This window comes from Streptococcus sp. TATVAM-FAB8 (assembly GCF_046592795.1).
Lineage (GTDB): Bacteria > Bacillota > Bacilli > Lactobacillales > Streptococcaceae > Streptococcus > Streptococcus ruminicola.
This window is the reverse complement of the sequence record NZ_JAWVPQ010000001.1, coordinates 43,080-61,606: the sequence shown is the minus strand read 5'-3', so window position 1 is coordinate 61,606 and position 18,527 is coordinate 43,080. Positions and strand designations below refer to the sequence as shown.

The 18,527-nt window shown below is 37.8% G+C and carries 18 protein-coding genes and 1 riboswitch; of the genes, 14 read left to right on the top strand and 4 right to left on the bottom strand.

All coding sequences use genetic code 11. The annotated features are described in order from the left end of the window. The first annotated feature begins 44 nt into the window (after positions 1 to 44). The 7 genes from SFC32_RS00270 to ftsX all read left to right on the top strand — a co-directional run bounded on the left by SFC32_RS00270 (position 45) and on the right by ftsX (position 8,168). Positions 45 to 923, top strand: a complete 879-nt coding sequence (locus tag SFC32_RS00270; protein WP_074965154.1) for a sulfite exporter TauE/SafE family protein — start codon at positions 45 to 47, stop codon at positions 921 to 923. Between the two features lie 70 nt (positions 924 to 993). Next, positions 994 to 1,380: a DUF1934 domain-containing protein gene (locus SFC32_RS00265; protein WP_411049602.1), complete on the top strand. Its 387-nt coding sequence runs from the start codon at positions 994 to 996 to the stop codon at positions 1,378 to 1,380. 226 nt (positions 1,381 to 1,606) lie between these two features. Next, complete coding sequence (locus tag SFC32_RS00260) at positions 1,607 to 4,288, top strand: cation-translocating P-type ATPase (protein WP_074564099.1); 2,682 nt, start codon at positions 1,607 to 1,609, stop codon at positions 4,286 to 4,288. A gap of 97 nt (positions 4,289 to 4,385) precedes the next feature. Beyond that, a complete protein-coding gene (locus tag SFC32_RS00255) occupies positions 4,386 to 5,033 on the top strand; it encodes an HAD family hydrolase (protein WP_074626435.1) in 648 nt (215 codons plus the stop codon). A gap of 377 nt (positions 5,034 to 5,410) precedes the next feature. Further along, a protein-coding gene (gene prfB / locus SFC32_RS00250; protein WP_142349661.1) for a peptide chain release factor 2 occupies positions 5,411 to 6,506 on the top strand; the annotation gives its coding sequence in 2 pieces (ribosomal slippage) (positions 5,411 to 5,482 and positions 5,484 to 6,506; 1,095 coding nt in all). A 47-nt stretch (positions 6,507 to 6,553) separates the two neighbouring features. Continuing rightward, positions 6,554 to 7,246 carry a cell division ATP-binding protein FtsE gene (gene ftsE / locus SFC32_RS00245; RefSeq protein ID WP_074481476.1) on the top strand — a complete coding sequence of 231 codons (693 nt, stop codon included), beginning with the start codon at positions 6,554 to 6,556 and terminating at the stop codon, positions 7,244 to 7,246. Continuing rightward, positions 7,239 to 8,168: a permease-like cell division protein FtsX gene (gene ftsX / locus SFC32_RS00240; RefSeq protein ID WP_039696556.1), complete on the top strand. Its 930-nt coding sequence runs from the start codon at positions 7,239 to 7,241 to the stop codon at positions 8,166 to 8,168. Before ftsE ends, ftsX begins: the two co-directional genes overlap by 8 nt. A gap of 33 nt (positions 8,169 to 8,201) precedes the next feature. Here ftsX and SFC32_RS00235 read toward each other — a convergent pair whose 3' ends face one another. Together SFC32_RS00235 and SFC32_RS00230 are read right to left on the bottom strand one after the other, a co-directional pair. Then, the gene (locus SFC32_RS00235; protein ID WP_205399397.1) at positions 8,202 to 8,915 is read right to left on the bottom strand and encodes an alpha/beta hydrolase; all 714 of its coding nucleotides are present in this window, start codon (positions 8,913 to 8,915) and stop codon (positions 8,202 to 8,204) included. Beyond that, positions 8,912 to 9,553, bottom strand: coding sequence for an MBL fold metallo-hydrolase (locus SFC32_RS00230; RefSeq protein ID WP_074564091.1), 642 nt, complete (start codon positions 9,551 to 9,553; stop codon positions 8,912 to 8,914). Before SFC32_RS00230 ends, SFC32_RS00235 begins: the two co-directional genes overlap by 4 nt. Before the next feature lie 125 nt (positions 9,554 to 9,678). On the opposite strand from SFC32_RS00230, the gene SFC32_RS00225 reads away from it, so the two are divergent. The 6 genes from SFC32_RS00225 (at position 9,679) to SFC32_RS00200 (ending at position 16,179) form a co-directional block, all read left to right on the top strand. Beyond that, entirely contained in the window at positions 9,679 to 12,162 is a 2,484-nt protein-coding gene (locus tag SFC32_RS00225; RefSeq protein ID WP_411049603.1) for a bifunctional DnaQ family exonuclease/ATP-dependent helicase, read from the top strand. Positions 12,163 to 12,192: 30 nt separating this feature from the next. After that, a complete protein-coding gene (locus tag SFC32_RS00220; protein ID WP_074560656.1) occupies positions 12,193 to 12,663 on the top strand; it encodes a DUF5590 domain-containing protein in 471 nt (156 codons plus the stop codon). Then, entirely contained in the window at positions 12,660 to 13,841 is a 1,182-nt protein-coding gene (locus tag SFC32_RS00215) for a pyridoxal phosphate-dependent aminotransferase (RefSeq protein WP_411049604.1), read from the top strand. Before SFC32_RS00220 ends, SFC32_RS00215 begins: the two co-directional genes overlap by 4 nt. 1 nt (position 13,842) lies before the next feature. Then, complete coding sequence (locus SFC32_RS00210; protein WP_411049605.1) at positions 13,843 to 14,286, top strand: protease inhibitor I42 family protein; 444 nt, start codon at positions 13,843 to 13,845, stop codon at positions 14,284 to 14,286. Between the two features lie 18 nt (positions 14,287 to 14,304). Continuing rightward, on the top strand, positions 14,305 to 15,651 hold the full coding sequence (gene asnS, locus SFC32_RS00205) for an asparagine--tRNA ligase (protein WP_039696562.1): 1,347 nt from the start codon (positions 14,305 to 14,307) through the stop codon (positions 15,649 to 15,651). 243 nt (positions 15,652 to 15,894) lie between these two features. Beyond that, positions 15,895 to 16,179 (top strand): hypothetical protein, encoded by a 285-nt coding sequence (locus SFC32_RS00200; RefSeq protein WP_074560653.1) that lies wholly within the window; start codon positions 15,895 to 15,897, stop codon positions 16,177 to 16,179. Positions 16,180 to 16,215: 36 nt separating this feature from the next. Here the strand turns inward: SFC32_RS00200 and SFC32_RS00195 are convergent, their stop codons facing one another. Then, positions 16,216 to 16,773, bottom strand: coding sequence for a LytS/YhcK type 5TM receptor domain-containing protein (locus tag SFC32_RS00195; protein WP_074965162.1), 558 nt, complete (start codon positions 16,771 to 16,773; stop codon positions 16,216 to 16,218). Between the two features lie 3 nt (positions 16,774 to 16,776). After that, the gene (locus SFC32_RS00190; RefSeq protein ID WP_157629215.1) at positions 16,777 to 17,760 is read right to left on the bottom strand and encodes a nucleoside hydrolase; all 984 of its coding nucleotides are present in this window, start codon (positions 17,758 to 17,760) and stop codon (positions 16,777 to 16,779) included. Positions 17,761 to 17,869: 109 nt separating this feature from the next. Continuing rightward, positions 17,870 to 17,913: riboswitch (PreQ1 riboswitch) on the bottom strand. Positions 17,914 to 18,069: 156 nt separating this feature from the next. Here SFC32_RS00190 and SFC32_RS00185 point away from each other — a divergent pair. Next, positions 18,070 to 18,450 (top strand): RidA family protein, encoded by a 381-nt coding sequence (locus SFC32_RS00185; RefSeq protein ID WP_006532694.1) that lies wholly within the window; start codon positions 18,070 to 18,072, stop codon positions 18,448 to 18,450. The last annotated feature ends 77 nt before the right edge of the window (positions 18,451 to 18,527 follow it).

Below are 18,527 nucleotides of genomic sequence, written 5' to 3'. Positions count from 1 at the left end.
TAATCTTGTTTACGAAAGTTAAAAAATTGCTTATAATGGAGTCTATGACAAATGAACTTATCTTACGTTTAATCCAGATTTTTTTGGTTTTCTTAATTATTTGGATTTTTGGAAATATCATCTTGCATGCCAAGAAAAATAAAATTAATTTAAAGGAAAGATTCTGGACAGGTCTATGGATAGGCTATCTGACAGACTTACTAGATACTTTAGGAATTGGAACGTTTGCGACTAGTACGGCGCTTTTTAAGGCAACAAAATTAGTCAAGGATGATAAACAGATTCCTGCGACCTTATCAACTGCTCACGTCATTCCAGTCTTGATTGAGGCACTTTGCTTTATCACGATTGTGAAAGTGGAATTGCCAACCTTGTTAGCGATGGCAACGGCTTCTTTTGTGGGAGCTCTTGTCGGGACACGTCTTACGAAAAACTGGGACACACGTCATGTGCAAAGAACTTTAGGAACGCTGTTGATTATTGCTGCGCTTATCATGGTTTATCGCATGATTGCAAATCCTGGTGCAGGAATGGGTGACGGTGTTCACGGTCTTCACGGCATTTGGCTTTTGGTTGGTATAGTGTTCAATTTTACGATTGGTATTTTGATGACCATGGGATTAGGAAACTATGCTCCAGAATTGATTTTCTTTTCAATGCTTGGGATTAATCCGTCGATTGCACTTCCAGTGATGATGCTTGACGCAGCAGTTATTATGTCAGCAAGTACGACAGAATTTATTAAATCTGGTCGTGTGAATTGGCCGGGGGTTCTAGGAATCATTATTGGTGGTTCTTTTGGTGTCTTGACGGCTGCCTTTTTCCTCAGTCAGCTAGATATCAATAAGTTTAAAATACTGATTGTTTTCATCGCTATTTTTACTGGAACAAGTTTGCTTCGTTCATCAGCGATTAAGCGTTAAACCAGCGTTATTATTAGCTTTACGAAGAAAGAATTGGTATAATTTTAGAGAAAGGAAGAAGCTTACTTAGATGAAACTTCATATTAAGAATAAAATTGATTTAGATGGACAAGTTGAGTTAGTTGAGCAATCATACCCAGTCAAATTAACCGAAAAAAATGGTCATATCTACCTTACCTATACCAATGAAGAAAAAGAAACGGTTATGCTTAAGTGTAATGACCAAGAGTTGATTATGACACGTTTTTCAAAGCCAAAATCAATTATGCGATTTCATCGCGAACTGCCAGCTATAGTTGCTATTCCAACCCCAGTTGGTATGCAACATTTACAAACACAAACCAGTGTTTATGAGTTGGATACCAAAGAGCAAAATCTTAAAATCCACTATCAACTAAAACAAGTTGAAGGAGATAATGTTTTTGCAAACTATCAGCTAGAAATCAAGTGGTTGTAAGCCTAACCAAAGCTTGATGTATCAAGCCTTGAGACTCATGTGTTTAGTTGACAAATGGTTTTAAAATTGATATGATTACTCTGTATTCAAGGGAGTAGCAGACGGGTAAAGCCCGTGACATGGTCGTCATTACGAAAGAAATTTCCGGCCCTGTCTTAAACAGCGAGACTTGTTTTAAAAAAACAGGTCTCTTTTTCTATAGAGGAGACCATAGGAGGAAGTTATTTTGTCTAAAGAACAAAGTAAAGCTCTGTTTTATACACAGAGCAAAGATGAAACATTGGAAACTCTGAAGTCATCACGTGATGGTTTGTCTACAGCCGAAGCTCAAAAACGCTTGGACGAATTTGGTCACAATGAACTTGATGAAGGTGAAAAACGTGGTTTGTTTGCGAAATTCATCGATCAGTTCAAAGATTTGATGATTATCATTTTGTTGGTCGCTGCGGCTCTTTCTGTTATTACAGAAGGAATGCACGGATTGACAGATGCTTTAATTATTCTTGCTGTTGTCATCTTGAACGCAGCCTTTGGTGTTTACCAAGAAGGTCAAGCAGAAGCAGCGATTGAAGCACTAAAAGACATGTCTAGTCAGATTGCGCGTGTTCGTCGTGATGGTCATGTGGTGGAAATTGATTCACGCGAATTAGTGCCTGGTGATATTGTCATGCTTGAAGCAGGGGATGTTGTTCCAGCAGATATGCGTCTTTTAGAAGCTGCATCATTGAAAATTGAAGAAGCAGCTTTGACCGGTGAATCTGTTCCAGTTGAGAAAGATTTGTCTGTTGATGTTCCAGCTGATGCAGGTATCGGTGACCGTGTGAATATGGCTTACCAAAACTCAAATGTTACCTACGGACGTGGTGTTGGTGTGGTTGTTAACACCGGTATGTTTACCGAAGTTGGTAAAATTGCTGATATGCTTGCAAATGCCGATGAAACAGACACACCACTTAAACAAAGCCTTAACCAATTGTCTAAAGTATTGACTTACTTGATTGTAGGGATTGCTGCTGTTACTTTCCTTATCGGTGTCTTTGTTCGTGGTGAAGCTCCGCTTAACGGATTAATGGTTGCCGTTGCACTTGCTGTTGCTGCTATTCCAGAAGGTTTGCCTGCCATCGTAACAATCGTTTTGTCAATGGGGACAACAACCTTAGCCAAACGTAATTCTATCGTTCGTAAATTGCCAGCTGTTGAAACACTTGGTTCTACAGAAATCATTGCCTCAGATAAAACTGGGACATTGACAATGAACCAAATGACAGTTGAAAAAGTGTACACAAATGGTCAATTGCAAAATGCTACTAGCGAAATTGCAGCTGATAACAACACACTTCGTATCATGAACTTTGCCAATGATACAAAAATTGATCCAAATGGTAAATTAATCGGAGACCCAACTGAAACAGCACTTGTTCAATTTGGTCTTGACCACAGTTTTGATATTCGTGAAGTTCTAAAAAAAGAACCACGTGTGGCAGAATTGCCATTTGATTCTGAACGTAAATTAATGTCAACGATTCACAAAGAAGCTGATGGTAAGTACCTTGTTGCTGTTAAAGGTGCGCCAGATCAATTGCTTAAACGTGTGACTCGTATCGAAGAAAATGGTCAAGTTCGTGATATTACAGCTGATGAGAAGAAAGCTATTTTGCAAGTCAATAAAGACCTTGCTAAACAAGCTCTTCGTGTTTTGATGATGGCTTATAAATATGTTTCTGAAGTGCCAACACTTGAATCAGATATTGTTGAGTCTGATTTGATTTTCTCAGGTCTTGTCGGAATGATTGACCCAGAACGTCCAGAAGCAGCGAAAGCTGTTGCTGTTGCTAAGGAAGCTGGTATTCGTCCAATTATGATTACTGGTGACCACCAAGATACAGCAGAAGCTATTGCTAAACGTCTTGGTATTATCGAAGAAGATGGTCAAGATCATGTTTTCACAGGTGCGGAACTTAATGAATTGTCAGACGAAGAATTCCAAAAAGTCTTCAAACAATATTCAGTTTATGCACGTGTGTCTCCTGAACACAAAGTTCGTATCGTTAAAGCATGGCAAAATGAAGGTAAAGTTGTTGCCATGACTGGTGATGGTGTTAATGATGCGCCATCGCTAAAAACAGCTGATATCGGTATCGGTATGGGGATTACTGGTACAGAAGTTTCTAAAGGGGCTTCTGATATGGTCCTTGCTGATGATAACTTTGCAACGATTATCGTTGCCGTTGAAGAAGGACGTAAGGTCTTCTCTAATATTCAAAAATCAATTCAATACCTTCTTTCAGCTAACATGGCAGAAGTCTTCACAATCTTCTTTGCCACACTATTTGGTTGGGATGTGCTTCAACCTGTTCATCTTCTTTGGATTAACTTGGTAACAGATACGCTACCAGCGATTGCGCTTGGTGTTGAACCAGCTGAACCAGATGTGATGACTCACAAACCTCGTGGACGTAAATCAAACTTCTTTGATGGTGGGGTTATGGGAGCGATTATCTATCAAGGTATTTTCCAAACTTTACTTGTTTTGGGTGTTTACGGATGGGCATTGATGTTCCCAGAACATGCTTCAAATCGTATGATGCACGAAGATGCTTTGACAATGGCATTTGCTACCCTTGGTTTGATTCAATTGCTTCATGCTTTTAACGTTAAATCTGTTTACCAATCAATCTTTACAGTTGGAGCTTTCAGAAATAGAACCTTTAACTGGGCAATTCCAGTAGCCTTCCTACTATTGATGGTAACTATTGCAGTACCTGGATTTAACCAATTATTCCACGTTTCACACTTGAGTGTGACACAATGGTTAGCAGTCATCATCGGAAGCTTGCTCATGGTTGTTTTGACAGAAATTGTCAAAGCTATCCAACGTGCCCTTGGTCAAGATGAAAAAGCTATTTAAAATATGCTAACTATTAGCTAGGACAAATTGTCCTAGCTTTTTTGCTTTCTGAAAATCTTTGAAAAAATTTATGGTAGAATATTCTGGGGAGGCTTTCATGATTAAAGCGATTATATTTGATATGGATGGTGTTTTATTTAACACTGAGAATTTTTATTTTGACCGTCGTGAGGCATTTTTAGGAAGCAAAGGCATTTCTATCAAGCATTTGCCACCTAAATTTTTTGTAGGTGGACGGATGGATCAGTTCTGGGAAAAAATTTTAGGTGACAAGATTTCAGACTATGATACAAAAGCTTTGGAAGCAGAGTACACTGCTTATAAAAATGTTCATCGACCAGATTATAGCCAATTAGTTTTTCCAGATGCCAAAAAAGTTTTAGCTGATTTAAAGGCAAAAGGATTTGTCTTAGCATTGGCTTCAAACACTGTGCGAAAAGATGTTGAACGAGCTTTGACGAAATGTGGTTTGATTGAATATTTTACCTACATTTTGACAGGTGATGATTTTAAAGAAGGTAAACCAAATCCTGCAATTTACAATGCTGCTTGTGCTAAATTAGGATTCGATAAAGGTAATATTGTTATTATTGAAGATAGTCAAAAAGGAATTCAAGCTGGAGTAGCAGCGGGAGTGCGAGTGATTGCTATTCGTGATAAAGTATTTGGCATTGATCAATCACAAGCTAGTGTCTTGGTTGATAGCTTAACAGAAGTTATGCAAGTGATTGAAAAAGAAGCTTAATGGCATTGTCATATTGAAAGGTAATTGTTTTAGGAATAGTAGCCTAAGCTAGGTAAAGAAAATGACTGCTAATGGTAGCCAATAGCAATTTTACAGCCTTTATGATAAAATAAAAAGGCAGTAAGGAAATCTATAAAAGCGTCAAAAAGTAAAGATAAACTGATTATAGATTTGATTAATTAAGTCTAAAAAGCAGAGTGAAAATTCCTATTTTCATCTTGCTTTCTTAACGGACTTAATATCTTATGTTAACTGAATACGTTCTACGAGTTGTGCAAAAAGATAATTTTTCCTAGAGCTTAAGAGCTCTTCGTCAAAATTCCTATTTTTGTTATACTCGTTTAACGAACTTAATATCTTAATAAAGGAGTTATCTCATGGAAGTGGCTGAAATCCGCCAAAAAATAGTAGAAAATCAAGAGAAGTTGACTAGCTTCAGGAGGTCTCTTTGACTTAGATCGTTTGGAAGAAGACATTGCGCTTCTTGAAAATAAAATGACTGAGCCAGATTTTTGGAATGACAACATTGCAGCACAGAAAACATCTCAAGAATTGAACGGTTTGAAACAAACCTATGAAACATTTAACGAGATGCAAGAATTGTCTGATGAGACAGAACTATATTTGGAAATGTTAGATGAAGATGATTCTATTCAAGCTGAGTTAGAAGAAACTCTTGAAAAACTTGATAAAATCATGACAAGTTATGAAATGACACTTCTTCTATCAGAACCTTATGACCGTAACAATGCTATCTTGGAAATTCACCCAGGATCAGGTGGTACGGAAGCTCAAGACTGGGCTGATATGCTTTTCCGTATGTACACACGTTATGGAAATGCCAAAGGCTTTAAAGTTGAAACCCTTGACTATCAAGCTGGTGATGAAGCTGGTATCAAATCAGTAACCCTTTCTTTTGAAGGACCAAATGCATATGGTCTTTTGAAATCAGAAATGGGTGTTCACCGTTTGGTTCGTATCTCACCATTTGATTCGGCGAAACGTCGTCACACATCATTCTCTTCTGTCGAAGTAATGCCAGAATTGGATGATACGATTGAAGTTGAAATTCGTGATGATGATATCAAGATGGATACTTTCCGTTCGGGTGGTGCTGGTGGACAAAACGTCAATAAGGTTTCAACCGGTGTTCGTTTGACTCACATTCCAACAGGAATCGTTGTTGCGTCAACTGTTGACCGTACACAATACGGTAACCGTGACCGCGCTATGAAAATGTTGCAAGCAAAACTTTATCAATTAGAACAAGAGAAAAAAGCGCAAGAAGTGGATGCTCTTAAAGGTGATAAAAAAGAAATCACTTGGGGAAGCCAAATCCGCTCATACGTCTTCACTCCATATACAATGGTTAAAGACCACCGTACAGGATATGAAGTTGCTCAAGTTGATAAAGTCATGGATGGTGACATTGACGGCTTCATCGATGCTTTCTTGAAATGGCGTATTGATTAACTCGAAAGTAAAATTTTAGGATAACAAAATCGTAAAGGAAAATACAAATGGCATTAATTGAAATGAAAGGTGTAACTAAAAAGTATCACCGCTCAACAACTGCTTTGAGAGATATCAATGTATCTGTCAACCCAGGTGAATTTGTTTATATTGTTGGTCCTTCTGGTGCTGGTAAATCAAGTTTCATTAAATTGCTTTACCGCGAAGAAAAAGTCTCTGCTGGAACACTTAAAGTTGGGGAATTTAACCTTACAAAAATGAAAAAACGTCAAATCCCAATTTTGCGTCGTAGCATTGGCGTTGTCTTCCAAGATTACAAACTTCTTCCTAAGAAGACTGTTTTTGAAAACGTTGCTTATGCCATGCAAGTAATTGGTGAAAAGCCACGTGAAATCAAAAAACGTGTGCCTGAAGTGCTTGAACTTGTCGGGCTTAAACACAAAATGCGTTCATTCCCTGATCAACTCTCTGGTGGTGAACAACAACGTGTGGCAATTGCGCGTGCCATCGTTAACAATCCAAAAGTTTTGATTGCTGACGAACCAACTGGTAACCTTGACCCAGAAATTTCTTGGGAAATCATGCAATTGTTAGAACGTATCAACCTTCAAGGAACAACCGTTCTAATGGCAACACACAACAAACAAATCGTTGATAACCTTCGCCATCGCGTTATCGCAATTGAAGAAGGACGTATTGTACGTGATGAAGAGGAAGGAGAATACGGATATAATGATTAGACACTTTTTCCGCCACTTATGGGAATCTATTAAAAGTTTAAAACGAAACATCTGGATGACCATTGCATCAGTCAGCTCAGTTGCGATTACATTGACACTTGTTGGTATTTTTGCAGCTGTGCTTTTGAACGTTGAAAAAATTGCTCAAGGTATTGAAAATAATATTCAAATTAGTGTTTATTTGGATGTTAACTCTGCTGATAATTCAGAAACAAAAACAAATGAAGTTGGTGAAACTGTTCAAAATGATGCTTATCACCAAGTTTATGACCAAATCAATGCACTTTCTGGTGTTAAATCAGTTACTTTCTCAAGTAAAGATGACCAATTAGCTAAGTTGAAAGAAACATATGGTGATGACTGGGCAATGTTTGATGGAGATTCAAATCCATTGCAAGATGTTTACGTTGTAGAAGCGACATCAGCATCAAAAGTTAAGAAAGTAGCTAATAAAATTTCTAAAATTGAAGGTGTTGAATCAGTTAACTATGGTGGTTCAAACTCAGATCAACTCTTCAAGATTTCTAAATTTATCCGCACATGGGGAGTTGCAGGTACTGTTCTTCTCGTTGTTGTAGCTATTTTCTTGATTTCAAATACGATTCGTATGACTATCATGTCTCGTCACCGTGATATTGAAATCATGCGTTTGGTTGGTGCGAAGAACTCTTATATCCGTGGCCCATTCTTCTTTGAAGGTGCTTGGGTTGGTTTGCTTGGGGCAATTGTTCCATCAATCATCATTTACTTTGGCTATAAAGCTGTTTACGCATCAGTAAATCCACAATTTGAAGTACAAGGATTGACTCTATATCCTGCGGATACATTCCTTCCAATGATTATTGGTGGTATGTTCGTTGTGGGTATTCTTATTGGATCACTTGGTTCAGTTATCTCAATGAGACGTTATCTTAAAATTTAATAAAAAAACAACTTCTGATTTTCAGAAGTTGTTTTAATTTATAAAGCTTGTAATAGCTGTAGCAATTTCTTTTTCTTGTTCTTTTTGAGAAATACTTGCTTTTCCGTCTTTTGCTTGGTGACCATAATCTCCAAATTCGCTGTGATTACCTCCAGAGATATTGACGTATTTTGTATCTTGCGGAAGTCTCTTTTTAGCTTTGTTATACTGGTTCCATTTAAGGATTTTATCTTTGCTAGCTGTGATTGAGAGAACTTTTAGCTTGTCTTTTGATAAGTCTGTTTTCTCACTTGGATAGCTTGCAAGAAGAATTAAACCAGTAACGTTTGTTTTGGCTGCATCAGCGTTCATGCAGGCAACAACGCCACCTAGTGAGTGCCCAGCGAGGTAGACATTTTTTAAGTTTTTTTCTTTGATGACGGCTAAAGCTTTTTTACTCGATAGCACAGGTAGATTTAGGGGTGTTTTCAAGATGTAAACATTATATCCTGATTCGGCTAAATCATTTGCTAAATTAGCGTAGGCTTTTTCCTCAACGAGAGCACCTTGGTAAAAGATAATAGTTGCTTTTGCGCTTTCTTTACTTTCAAAGAGTAGATAGTCTTTTGTGATTTTAGCGGATTTAGCAGCTGCCATAGAACTTTGATGCGCTTGGTAGGTTTTATAACGAATAAAACCAAGGCCTAGAACAAGCAGAGTTGTTAAACAAACTAAAAAGTAGAGTAGACATTTTTTAAGTTTTTTCATAGTGTGTTAAAATACGGGTTAAAATTCTTTTCATGTGCAATAGTCGTTTCACGACCATGACCAGGGTATACGGTGAAGTGATTTGGAAGACTAAAGAGTTCAGTTTTGATACTATTTAGTAATTGTTCTGCGTTACCAGTTGGCAAATCAGTTCGTCCAATGGTTTCACGAAAGAGCGCATCACCAGTGAGAACAAGGTCATCATCAGGGAAAACTAGCGAAACACTTCCCCATGAATGTCCTGGTGTTTGACGTGCTTGAAAACGAAAACCAGCTAATACATAATCTTCTTGATATTGAAAGTGGTGCTCGGCAGGTTTTAAAATCACATCATCCATGTCAGCATGACGGTCTAAGCCTGAGAAATTATCTTTGGGTGAATAAAGCCAAGACGCTTCTTTTTCAGAGATATAAACAGGAGGCTGTCCAAAAGCATCACGAATCACATCAAGCCCCATAATATGGTCATAATGAGCGTGTGTGATTAAGATAGCAGCTACGGGTTTATCAATAGCCGTAATTTTTTCTTTAATTTTATCTGTATTGCTACCAGGGTCAACAACAATGATAGCTTGGTCATTGACCAATAAGTAGGTATTTTCACGTGCAACGTGGTTTAATAATCTAAAAATCTTCATAAAAAAAGTGTATCAAAAAAGTCTTTAAAAGTCATACAATCTCTTTTGTCAAACGCAATTTTTTCGCTATCTTATTTTTTGGATTAGGTGAATGTGGGCTTTAAAAATGGTATAATTTAAATGTTATGATGCAAGTTAATTCTCAAAAATATGCTGTTGTGGATTTGGAGGCAACGGGTGCCCACGCAATGGCAGAAATTATTCAGGTTGGCATTGTCATTATTGAAAATGATCAGATTGTGAAGACCTATCAAACGGATGTTAATCCGCACGAGGCCTTAACTGACCACATTATTCATTTAACAGGGATAACAGATGAGCAATTGGCAAAAGCGCCAGATTTTTCACAAGTTGCTCAAGAAATTTATCACTTGATTTCGGACTGTGTATTTGTGGCTCACAATGTGAAATTTGATGCCAATCTTTTAGCAGAAAAATTATTCTTAGAAGGATACGAACTACGTACGCCGCTTGTCGATACGGTTGAGTTATCACAAGTTTTCTATCCGACCCTTGAAAAATATACGCTAGGTCACCTAGCAGATGTTTTACAACTAGATTTGACAGATGCGCACACGGCTATTTCCGATGCTTATGCGACTGCTCAGCTATTGTTAAAACTAAAAGAAAAAATGGAAAGTCTGCCAAAAGAATTGCTAGAACAACTCTTACCTTTTTCTGATAATCTCTTATTTGAAACGGGGATGTTGGTTGAGGAGAGCTTTAAAAAAGCGAAAGTCATGTCAAAAAAAGACTACCAAGAAGTTGGTGGCTTGATTTTACGACGTGCTAAAGCCATTGGCAGTGAACGTAAGTTGTCTGATGATTTTGAGTTAAATATGGCACTTCTAGGCTTGGATGCGCGTGAGAAGCAGAGCCGATTTGCTCAAATGGTTAAAGATGATTTTCAAAGTTCAAAAATCTCATTCTTAGAAGCTCAGGCTGGTCTCGGAAAAACTTATGGCTATCTTTTGCCACTTTTGCAGCTAGCACAAGATGAGCAAATTATTGTTTCAGTGCCAACAAAGATTTTACAAGACCAAATCATGGCTAATGAAGCTAAAAAGATTCAAGAAGTCTTTAACATTTCTTGCCAATCCATCAAAGGACCCGGCAACTATATTAAGTTGGATTCTTTTGCGGAAACCTTGCACCGAGAAGGGGACAATCGCCTAGTTAATCGTTATAAGATGCAATTGCTTGTCTGGTTAACAGAAACTTTAACGGGAGATTTGGATGAAATCAGACAGAAGCAGCGTTTTGAAGCTTATTTTGAACAGATTAAGCATGATGGTAATCTGAGTGAAAAATCCTTGTATAAGGATGTCGATTTTTGGAATCGTACTTATGAAAATGCTAAGCATAGTAAGCTTTTAATTATTAATCATGCGTATTTCTTAGAACGTGTTCAAGATGATAAGGCTTTTGCGGCTAAGAAAATTTTGGTATTTGACGAAGCGCAAAAATTGATTTTGAACCTAGAGCAATTTTCACGACGTCGTGTTAATGTAACGCAATTGGTTCAAAAACTTGAAAAGCATTTAGATGCTGCCCTGCCAACGCTTGAAAAACGTTTGATTGAGAGTCTTTCTTTCCAATTGAGTCATCTTGCCACACGTTTTTATCAAAATCAAGAAATTTATGTGACGACAGAAGATGCTCACCGAGTAGAACAAGCTGCTAAAGAGTTGCTTGCTCTTAATCCTGAGTGGCGTTATCTGTGCTTGGAAGATTTGTTATCCCTATTTGCACAGCCGTTCACAGATTTTTGGTTTGAGACAAGTTTTGAAAATGAAAAACGTCAGACTTACTTAAATGCAAGTAGTGATGAACTCTTGAATTTCCAAGAATTTTTGCCAGAAACACGCAAGACTTACATGGTTTCTGCGACACTGCACATCAGTCCGCAGGTTAGTCTTGCAGATTTGCTTGGTTTTGAGCAGTACCATTACATGAGCATTGAGCGAGACAAGCAAACGTCACAACGTATTTGGATTGATGAAGAAATGCCAAATGTTGCTGAAATTTCAGATGAAGCATACGCTGATGCGATTGCTGAGCGAATTTATCAGATTAGGCAATTAGATGAACAGATGTTGGTGCTCTTTAATTCTAAAAAAGCCATGTTTGATGTTTCAGAGCTTTTAGATGAGATGGACCTTCATCATTTGACACAAGAGAAAAACGGGACAGCTTATAATGTCAAACGTCGTTTTGAACGCGGAGAAAGTCATATCTTGCTTGGGACAGGCGCTTTCTGGGAAGGTGTGGATTTTGTACAATCCGATAAAATGATTGAGGTCATTACACGTTTACCATTTGAAAATCCAAAAGATTTATTCGTTCAGAAAATCAGTAACCATTTGCTAGCGCAAGCTAAATCACCGTTCAATGATTATTCTTTACCATTGGCTATTTTAAAACTAAAACAAGCTATTGGAAGAACCATGAGACGTGAAAATCAACGTTCGGCTGTGCTTTTGCTTGACCCACGAATTTTGACAAAATCATACGGAAAAATTATCAGTGATGCTTTATCTGAAGAATTTTACATTTCTCATCAAAAATTTTCAAAGAGTCTCACTGAAATAAAGAATTTTCTGCTATAATAAAAGGGATAAACAAAAAGGGAGAAGTAAATGAAAAAATTAACACCAGTAAAACAGTATTTACTTGGTTTTAGCTTGATTTTATTAGTTCTCTTGCTTTCTGCTGCGACTGTTTTGGATTTAGCGATTCAGCCAAAACGAAGAGCAGAAAAACTGGCGACCCAAGTAGCCATTGAAAAAGCTGATTTAGTTCAAACGTCTTCTGTTGACCTTTACAATGGTTCTAAGACATACTATAGTGTTTTTGGAACGACAGCATCAGGTGATCAGAAGATTGTTGCTGTAGGTGAAGACAATGGTAAGGTATTTGTTTATTCTGTAAACGATGGGATTAGTCGTAAACAAGCTGAGCAAGTAGCTGCAGCAAATGGGGCGACTGGTATTTCAAAAGTTGTTTATGGAATTGATGGCAAGACCCCAATTTGGGAAGTCACAGCTACTGATGGTTATTATCTTGTGAATTTTGAAACAAGTGAGCTCGTGAAGAAGGAGGGCATATGACAAACTTATCAAATCGCGTGTTGAACATGGAAGAAAGTGTGACTTTAGCAGCAAGTGCGCGTGCCAAAGCCTTGAAAGCGCAAGGGCGTGATATTTTATCACTAACATTGGGAGAACCTGATTTTGTAACTCCTAAGAATATCCAAGATGCAGCAGTTGAAGCTATTCAAAATGGTAAAGCAAGCTTCTACACTGTCGCTTCTGGTCTTCCAGAATTGAAGGATGCAATCAACAATTACATGGAAAAATTCTACGGTTACTCAGTTAATCGTAATCAAGTAGTTGTTGCAACAGGTGCTAAATACATTCTTTATACTTTCTTTACAACTGTTCTTAATCCAGGCGATGAGGTTATTATTCCAACACCATGTTGGGTGTCTTATGTCGATCAAGTTAAAATGGTTGATGGTGTTCCTGTAACAGTTGCGACAACTGAAGCAAATGACTTCAAAGCTACTGTAGAACAACTTGAAGCTGCTCGTACAGATAAAACAAAAGTTCTTTTATTGAATTCACCATCTAATCCAACTGGTATGATTTACAGCCGTGATGAATTAGAAGCAATTGGTAATTGGGCTGTTGAACACAATATCTTAATCTTGGCAGACGATATTTATGGTCGTTTGGTATATAATGGAAATGAATTCACACCAATTTCAACAATTTCTGAAGCTATCAGAAATCAAACAGTTGTTGTAAATGGTACTTCAAAAACTTATGCTATGACTGGTTGGCGTGTTGGTTTTGCGGTTGGTAATGAAGAAATCATCTCAGGTATGGCAAAAGTTATCAGCCAAACCACTTCAAACTTAACGGCAGTGTCACAATACGCAGCAATTGAAGCATTTACAGGTTCACAAGATTCTATTGAAGTTATGCGTAAGGCTTTCGAAGAACGTCTTAATACCATTTATCCATTGCTTTGCGAAGTTCCTGGTTTTGAAGTGATTAAACCTCAAGGTGCTTTCTATCTTTTCCCTAACGTGAAAAAAGCGATGGAAATGAAAGGCTTCACTGATGTGACTGCTTTTACAACAGCTATTCTTGAAGAGGCAGAAGTAGCTCTTGTTACTGGTGCTGGTTTCGGTGCTCCTGAGAATGTTCGTTTGAGCTATGCGACTGATATGGATACTTTGAAAGAAGCTGTAAGACGTTTGAAAGCATTCATGGAAAAATAAGATGTCCAAAAAACGAAAACTTATTATTGCATTAGTTGCTTTTTCAGGAATTGTTGCAGTTGGACTTGGCATTCATTTTAAACCAACTTCCCCAGAATTAACCAAACTGGGGGATTACTCGGTTACTTCCAAGGGCATGCGTTTTGAGATTGATCTGGCTAGCAATAGTACGACTGGTTATACTTGGACTGTTAGTGGCGTGGATAAGAATAACTGTAGTTTAGATGACATTGTTTATCAATCTTATCCAAGTAAAGATAATCGACTAGGTTCTTCTGGCTACAGTCGTGTGACCGGAAAAGTCAAAAAAGCTGGTCAGACGCAATTTCATTTAACCTATTGCCAAGATTGGGAAGGCGGTAAAAAAGAATTGACTTACCGCGTTACTATCAGTAGTTCAAAAACTAAAATTAATAAGATTAAACTGACAAAAGTGTCAGAGTAATATTTGAAAAGAGGAATTATGTCTAAAGATTACGTATCAATTATTGATGTTAAAGATCATGTTGGCGAAGAAGTCACAATCGGGGCTTGGGTAGCTAACAAATCAGGAAAAGGAAAAATTGCTTTCTTACAACTTCGTGACGGGACAGCATTCTTCCAAGCAGTTGCTTTCAAACCAAACTTTATTGAAAAATATGGTGAAGAAGAAGGAACTGAAAAATTCAACACAATTAAACACCTTAGCCAAGAAACTTCTATCCTTATCACTGGTATCGTTAAAGAAGATTCACGTTCAAAATTTGGTTACGAACTTGATGTGACTGACCTTAAAATCGTTGGCCATTCAGAAGATTACCCAATCACTCCAAAAGAACACGGTACTGATTTCTTGATGGATCACCGTCACTTGTGGTTGCGTTCACGTAAACAAATGGCTATCATGCAAATCCGTAACGCTATCATCTACGCTACATATGATTTCTTTGATAAAAATGGTTTCATCAAATTTGATAGCCCAATCTTGTCAGGAAACGCTGCTGAAGATTCAACAGAATTGTTTGAAACTGACTACTTTGGTACACCTGCTTACTTGAGCCAATCAGGTCAATTGTACCTTGAAGCTGGTGCTATGGCACTTGGTCGTGTCTTTGACTTTGGTCCTGTATTCCGTGCTGAAAAATCAAAAACTCGTCGTCACTTGACTGAGTTCTGGATGATGGATGCTGAATATTCATTCCTATCACACGAAGAATCACTTGATCTTCAAGAAGCTTATGTTAAAGCACTTATCCAAGGTGTTCTTGACCGTGCTCCTCAAGCACTTGAAATCTTGGAACGTGATGTTGATTTGCTTAAAAAATATATTGCAGAACCATTCAAACGTGTATCTTACGATGATGCTATCGATCTTCTTCAAGAACACGAAAATGATGAAGATGCTGATTACGAACACCTAGAACACGGAGACGACTTTGGTTCACCACATGAAACTTGGATTTCAAACTACTTTGGTGTACCTACATTTGTTATCAACTACCCTGCAAGCTTCAAAGCCTTCTACATGAAACCAGTTCCTGGTAACCCAGAACGCGTCTTGTGTGCTGACCTTCTTGCACCAGAAGGATACGGAGAAATCATCGGTGGTTCAGTCCGTGAAGATGACTACGATACACTTGTTGCTAAAATGGATGCTCTTGGTATGGATAAATCAGAATATGAATTCTACCTTGACCTTCGTAAATACGGTTCAGTGCCACACGCTGGATTCGGTATCGGTATCGAACGTATGGTAACATTCGTAGCTGGAACTAAACATATCCGTGAAGCTATTCCATTCCCACGTATGCTACACCGTATTAAACCTTAGAAAGTTGACCGCGACGCTTTTAGAATGAAAACGAAACTTTTTCATTCTAAAAGCCAGTCAGTCCTTTAGCTAAGTTCCAATAGGGCTTAGCGTGTCAAATCAGCAGAGCGAAGTGAGGCGAGATTTGACTAAGGAGTGGTATTAAACCTTAATAAATATTATTAAAGCCTGAACTTTTGAGTTCAGGCTTTTTAAGTTTATTTAAGAAATGTTTGCTAAAATCTCTCATGAGAGGTGATTAACATGATAACTTATATCGCGAAAATTACCTTTTTTGATAAGACATTTTGTATTGCACTAGACCTAAAAAGGGTGTCGCACCCGCTTCTAGAACAGATTAAACGACAAGTAGGTTTAGTTGAGCATGATTTACAAATCTGGCAAGAAGCTCTTTCAGATAGCTTTAAAAGCTTAGCAAGTGATACTTTCTTCAGTAAAACTTTTTTTATCCGAGCTTTGCAGGAACACTTTTCAGATTTAGGAAAGCACGAGGCAGTTGCTTCGATTACTTGCCAAACCTTGACATAAGTTAAAATCCCAGCCTAATTGGTTGGGATTTTTGTTTTAGTTTTTAGCAGTCATAAGGTTTGGCGCAAAAGTTTTGAGTGATTTGATGATAGCAAGTACCAAAGCAAGGCTAATGAGACGGTCTGCATAGTCAGTAATGGCTTGAACCAAAACTAAACTTGCTGTCATGTCAATGCCTAAGCCGTGAAGAATTTGTGCCAAGATGCCAGAACCACTTGAAGTAATACCATGGAAAAGAATGACTGTGATACTTGATGAAACAACTGTTCCAGGAAGTGAGACAAGTAAGCTTTTCCAGATTAGGTCTTTGGATTTGCTTGTTTCTTTAACTAAGAAACCTGTAATAAAAGCAGCTACGATAGCTACAGGTGCAAAGTAAATAGCAAAGATATCAGTCGTCATCCAGCTGATTAATGCGCTGACAATAGCAGCACCAGCACCAAGCCATGGTCCAAAGACCACAGCGACCAACAATGTTCCAATCATATCAAGGTAAATTGGCAGACGTAAGAATAAAGCGATATTTGCGCCAATATAGTTAATTGCAATGGCAATTGCCATAAAAGAAATGATACGAATTGATGAATTTTTCATAATTTAACTTTCTAACTTTAGATTTTTGAGATCATCTTGAATGATGTCTTTTTGTGCATCTAAAAGTACGGTTAGAAAATCTTCCCAGAATAGGCTTGGGTTAACTTGAGTCAAAATAGTACTGTTCTTAGGTTTGTGGTAAAAATCGTATTGATCGACGACAGTTTGCCCAATAGCGATGCCGTCAGTAACAACATCAGTGTAAGCCTCAAAACCTGAGCAGACCTCGCTGTTGACAAAATATGCCAATGCAAGAGGGTCATTAATCACACAGCCAATGATATGTTCGTATTGCCAGTGGAAATCAAAATAAAAACGGGTAATTTTGGTGATGAATGCTGTCATTTCAGCGTTTATACGACTCATATATTCTAAATGATTTGGTGTTAAGACAATGTGGCGAGTGACGTCAAGCCCGACCATTTCGACTTTGCGACCTAAACGTTCAAAAGTGATTTGTGCCGCATGAGGGTCGCACCAGTAGTTGTATTCAGCAACAGGTGAACAATTGCCGTGTGATTTGAAATTTCCTCCCATGCTGACAAAACGGTGACAGTTTTCGCCGAGCTTAGGATTTAGTTCAAGAGCTTTTGCGATATTAGTTAAAGGACCAAGGGCAATGATAGAAGTATCTTTAGGGTCTTTAAAGTAATCGGCTAAAAATTGCTCTGCTGATTTTTCTTGAACATGAGGAGTGTGTTTGAGTTGGAAATTATTTTCGCCAAGCCCGTCCATACCATGAGTATCTTGGGCAGAAACGTAATCGCGTGTTAGCGGAGTAGCAGCTCCTTGGTAGACAGGAACATCTAGTCGATCAAGCAGTTCCAAGCTTGTAAAAGCATTTTTTACACCTAGGTCTGTTGGACAATTTCCAGCGACGATGGTGATTGCAACGACTTCTAAATTTGGATGTTTAAGGGCATAAAGTAGTGCAAGTGTATCATCGATACCAGGATCACAATCGATAATAATTTTTTGCTTAGTCATCCTTTCCTCCTTTCTTAAAAAAATTTATAGAAAATAAAAAATGACCTTGTTTTCTATAAAACAAAGCCACTCAAAAAAGACGCTCAACAAAGAGCAGGTCTCAATTTGTAGATAGCTAGTTTTTTATTCTGGGAGTTTTCGAACCAGTCCAAAAGTAGTACTTTTGATTATGCACGCCTTCTATTATATAAACAATTTGCTTTTTTGTAAATATTTGAAAATAAATGCATTTTTATTTATTAATATGTTTCAATTTTCAGAATATTTTGTTATAATAATCCTAATCTATTTGAGAGAAGGTGAAAATTTATGGCGAAAACAATTCACACGGACAAAGCGCCAGCAGCAATTGGTCCTTACGTTCAAGGAAAAGTTGTTGGTAACTTCCTTTTTGCTTCAGGTCAAGTTCCTTTGTCACCTGAAACTGGTGAAGTTATTGGGACAAGCATTCAAGAACAAACCAAACAAGTCCTTAAAAATATTTCTGCTATCTTAGCAGAAGCAGGTACTGATTTTGACCATGTGGTTAAAACAACATGTTTCTTAAGCGACATGGATGACTTTGTTCCATTTAATGAAGTGTATGCTACGGCCTTTAAAGCTGATTTCCCAGCGCGCTCTGCTGTTGAAGTTGCTCGTTTGCCAAAAGACGTCAAGGTAGAAATTGAAGTCATCGCTTATCTCGACTAGATGTTCTCTTAATATTATTTGACACGAAAAAAGTTCGCTACTCTCTCGGCGAACTTTTTTCTATTGCGTTAGATTGA

Excerpts from the sequence above, each read along its gene's own strand:
- SFC32_RS00270 (WP_074965154.1), top strand. The coding sequence starts at position 45 with ATGACAAATGAACTTATCTTACGTTTAATCCAGATTTTTTTGGTTTTC.
- SFC32_RS00265 (WP_411049602.1), top strand. The coding sequence starts at position 994 with ATGAAACTTCATATTAAGAATAAAATTGATTTAGATGGACAAGTTGAG.
- SFC32_RS00255 (WP_074626435.1), top strand. The coding sequence starts at position 4,386 with ATGATTAAAGCGATTATATTTGATATGGATGGTGTTTTATTTAACACT.
- ftsE (WP_074481476.1), top strand. The coding sequence starts at position 6,554 with ATGGCATTAATTGAAATGAAAGGTGTAACTAAAAAGTATCACCGCTCA.
- ftsX (WP_039696556.1), top strand. The coding sequence starts at position 7,239 with ATGATTAGACACTTTTTCCGCCACTTATGGGAATCTATTAAAAGTTTA.
- SFC32_RS00235 (WP_205399397.1), bottom strand. The coding sequence starts at position 8,915 with ATGAAAAAACTTAAAAAATGTCTACTCTACTTTTTAGTTTGTTTAACA.
- SFC32_RS00230 (WP_074564091.1), bottom strand. The coding sequence starts at position 9,553 with ATGAAGATTTTTAGATTATTAAACCACGTTGCACGTGAAAATACCTAC.
- SFC32_RS00225 (WP_411049603.1), top strand. The coding sequence starts at position 9,679 with ATGATGCAAGTTAATTCTCAAAAATATGCTGTTGTGGATTTGGAGGCA.
- SFC32_RS00220 (WP_074560656.1), top strand. The coding sequence starts at position 12,193 with ATGAAAAAATTAACACCAGTAAAACAGTATTTACTTGGTTTTAGCTTG.
- SFC32_RS00215 (WP_411049604.1), top strand. The coding sequence starts at position 12,660 with ATGACAAACTTATCAAATCGCGTGTTGAACATGGAAGAAAGTGTGACT.
- SFC32_RS00210 (WP_411049605.1), top strand. The coding sequence starts at position 13,843 with ATGTCCAAAAAACGAAAACTTATTATTGCATTAGTTGCTTTTTCAGGA.
- asnS (WP_039696562.1), top strand. The coding sequence starts at position 14,305 with ATGTCTAAAGATTACGTATCAATTATTGATGTTAAAGATCATGTTGGC.
- SFC32_RS00200 (WP_074560653.1), top strand. The coding sequence starts at position 15,895 with ATGATAACTTATATCGCGAAAATTACCTTTTTTGATAAGACATTTTGT.
- SFC32_RS00195 (WP_074965162.1), bottom strand. The coding sequence starts at position 16,773 with ATGAAAAATTCATCAATTCGTATCATTTCTTTTATGGCAATTGCCATT.
- SFC32_RS00190 (WP_157629215.1), bottom strand. The coding sequence starts at position 17,760 with ATGACTAAGCAAAAAATTATTATCGATTGTGATCCTGGTATCGATGAT.
- SFC32_RS00185 (WP_006532694.1), top strand. The coding sequence starts at position 18,070 with ATGGCGAAAACAATTCACACGGACAAAGCGCCAGCAGCAATTGGTCCT.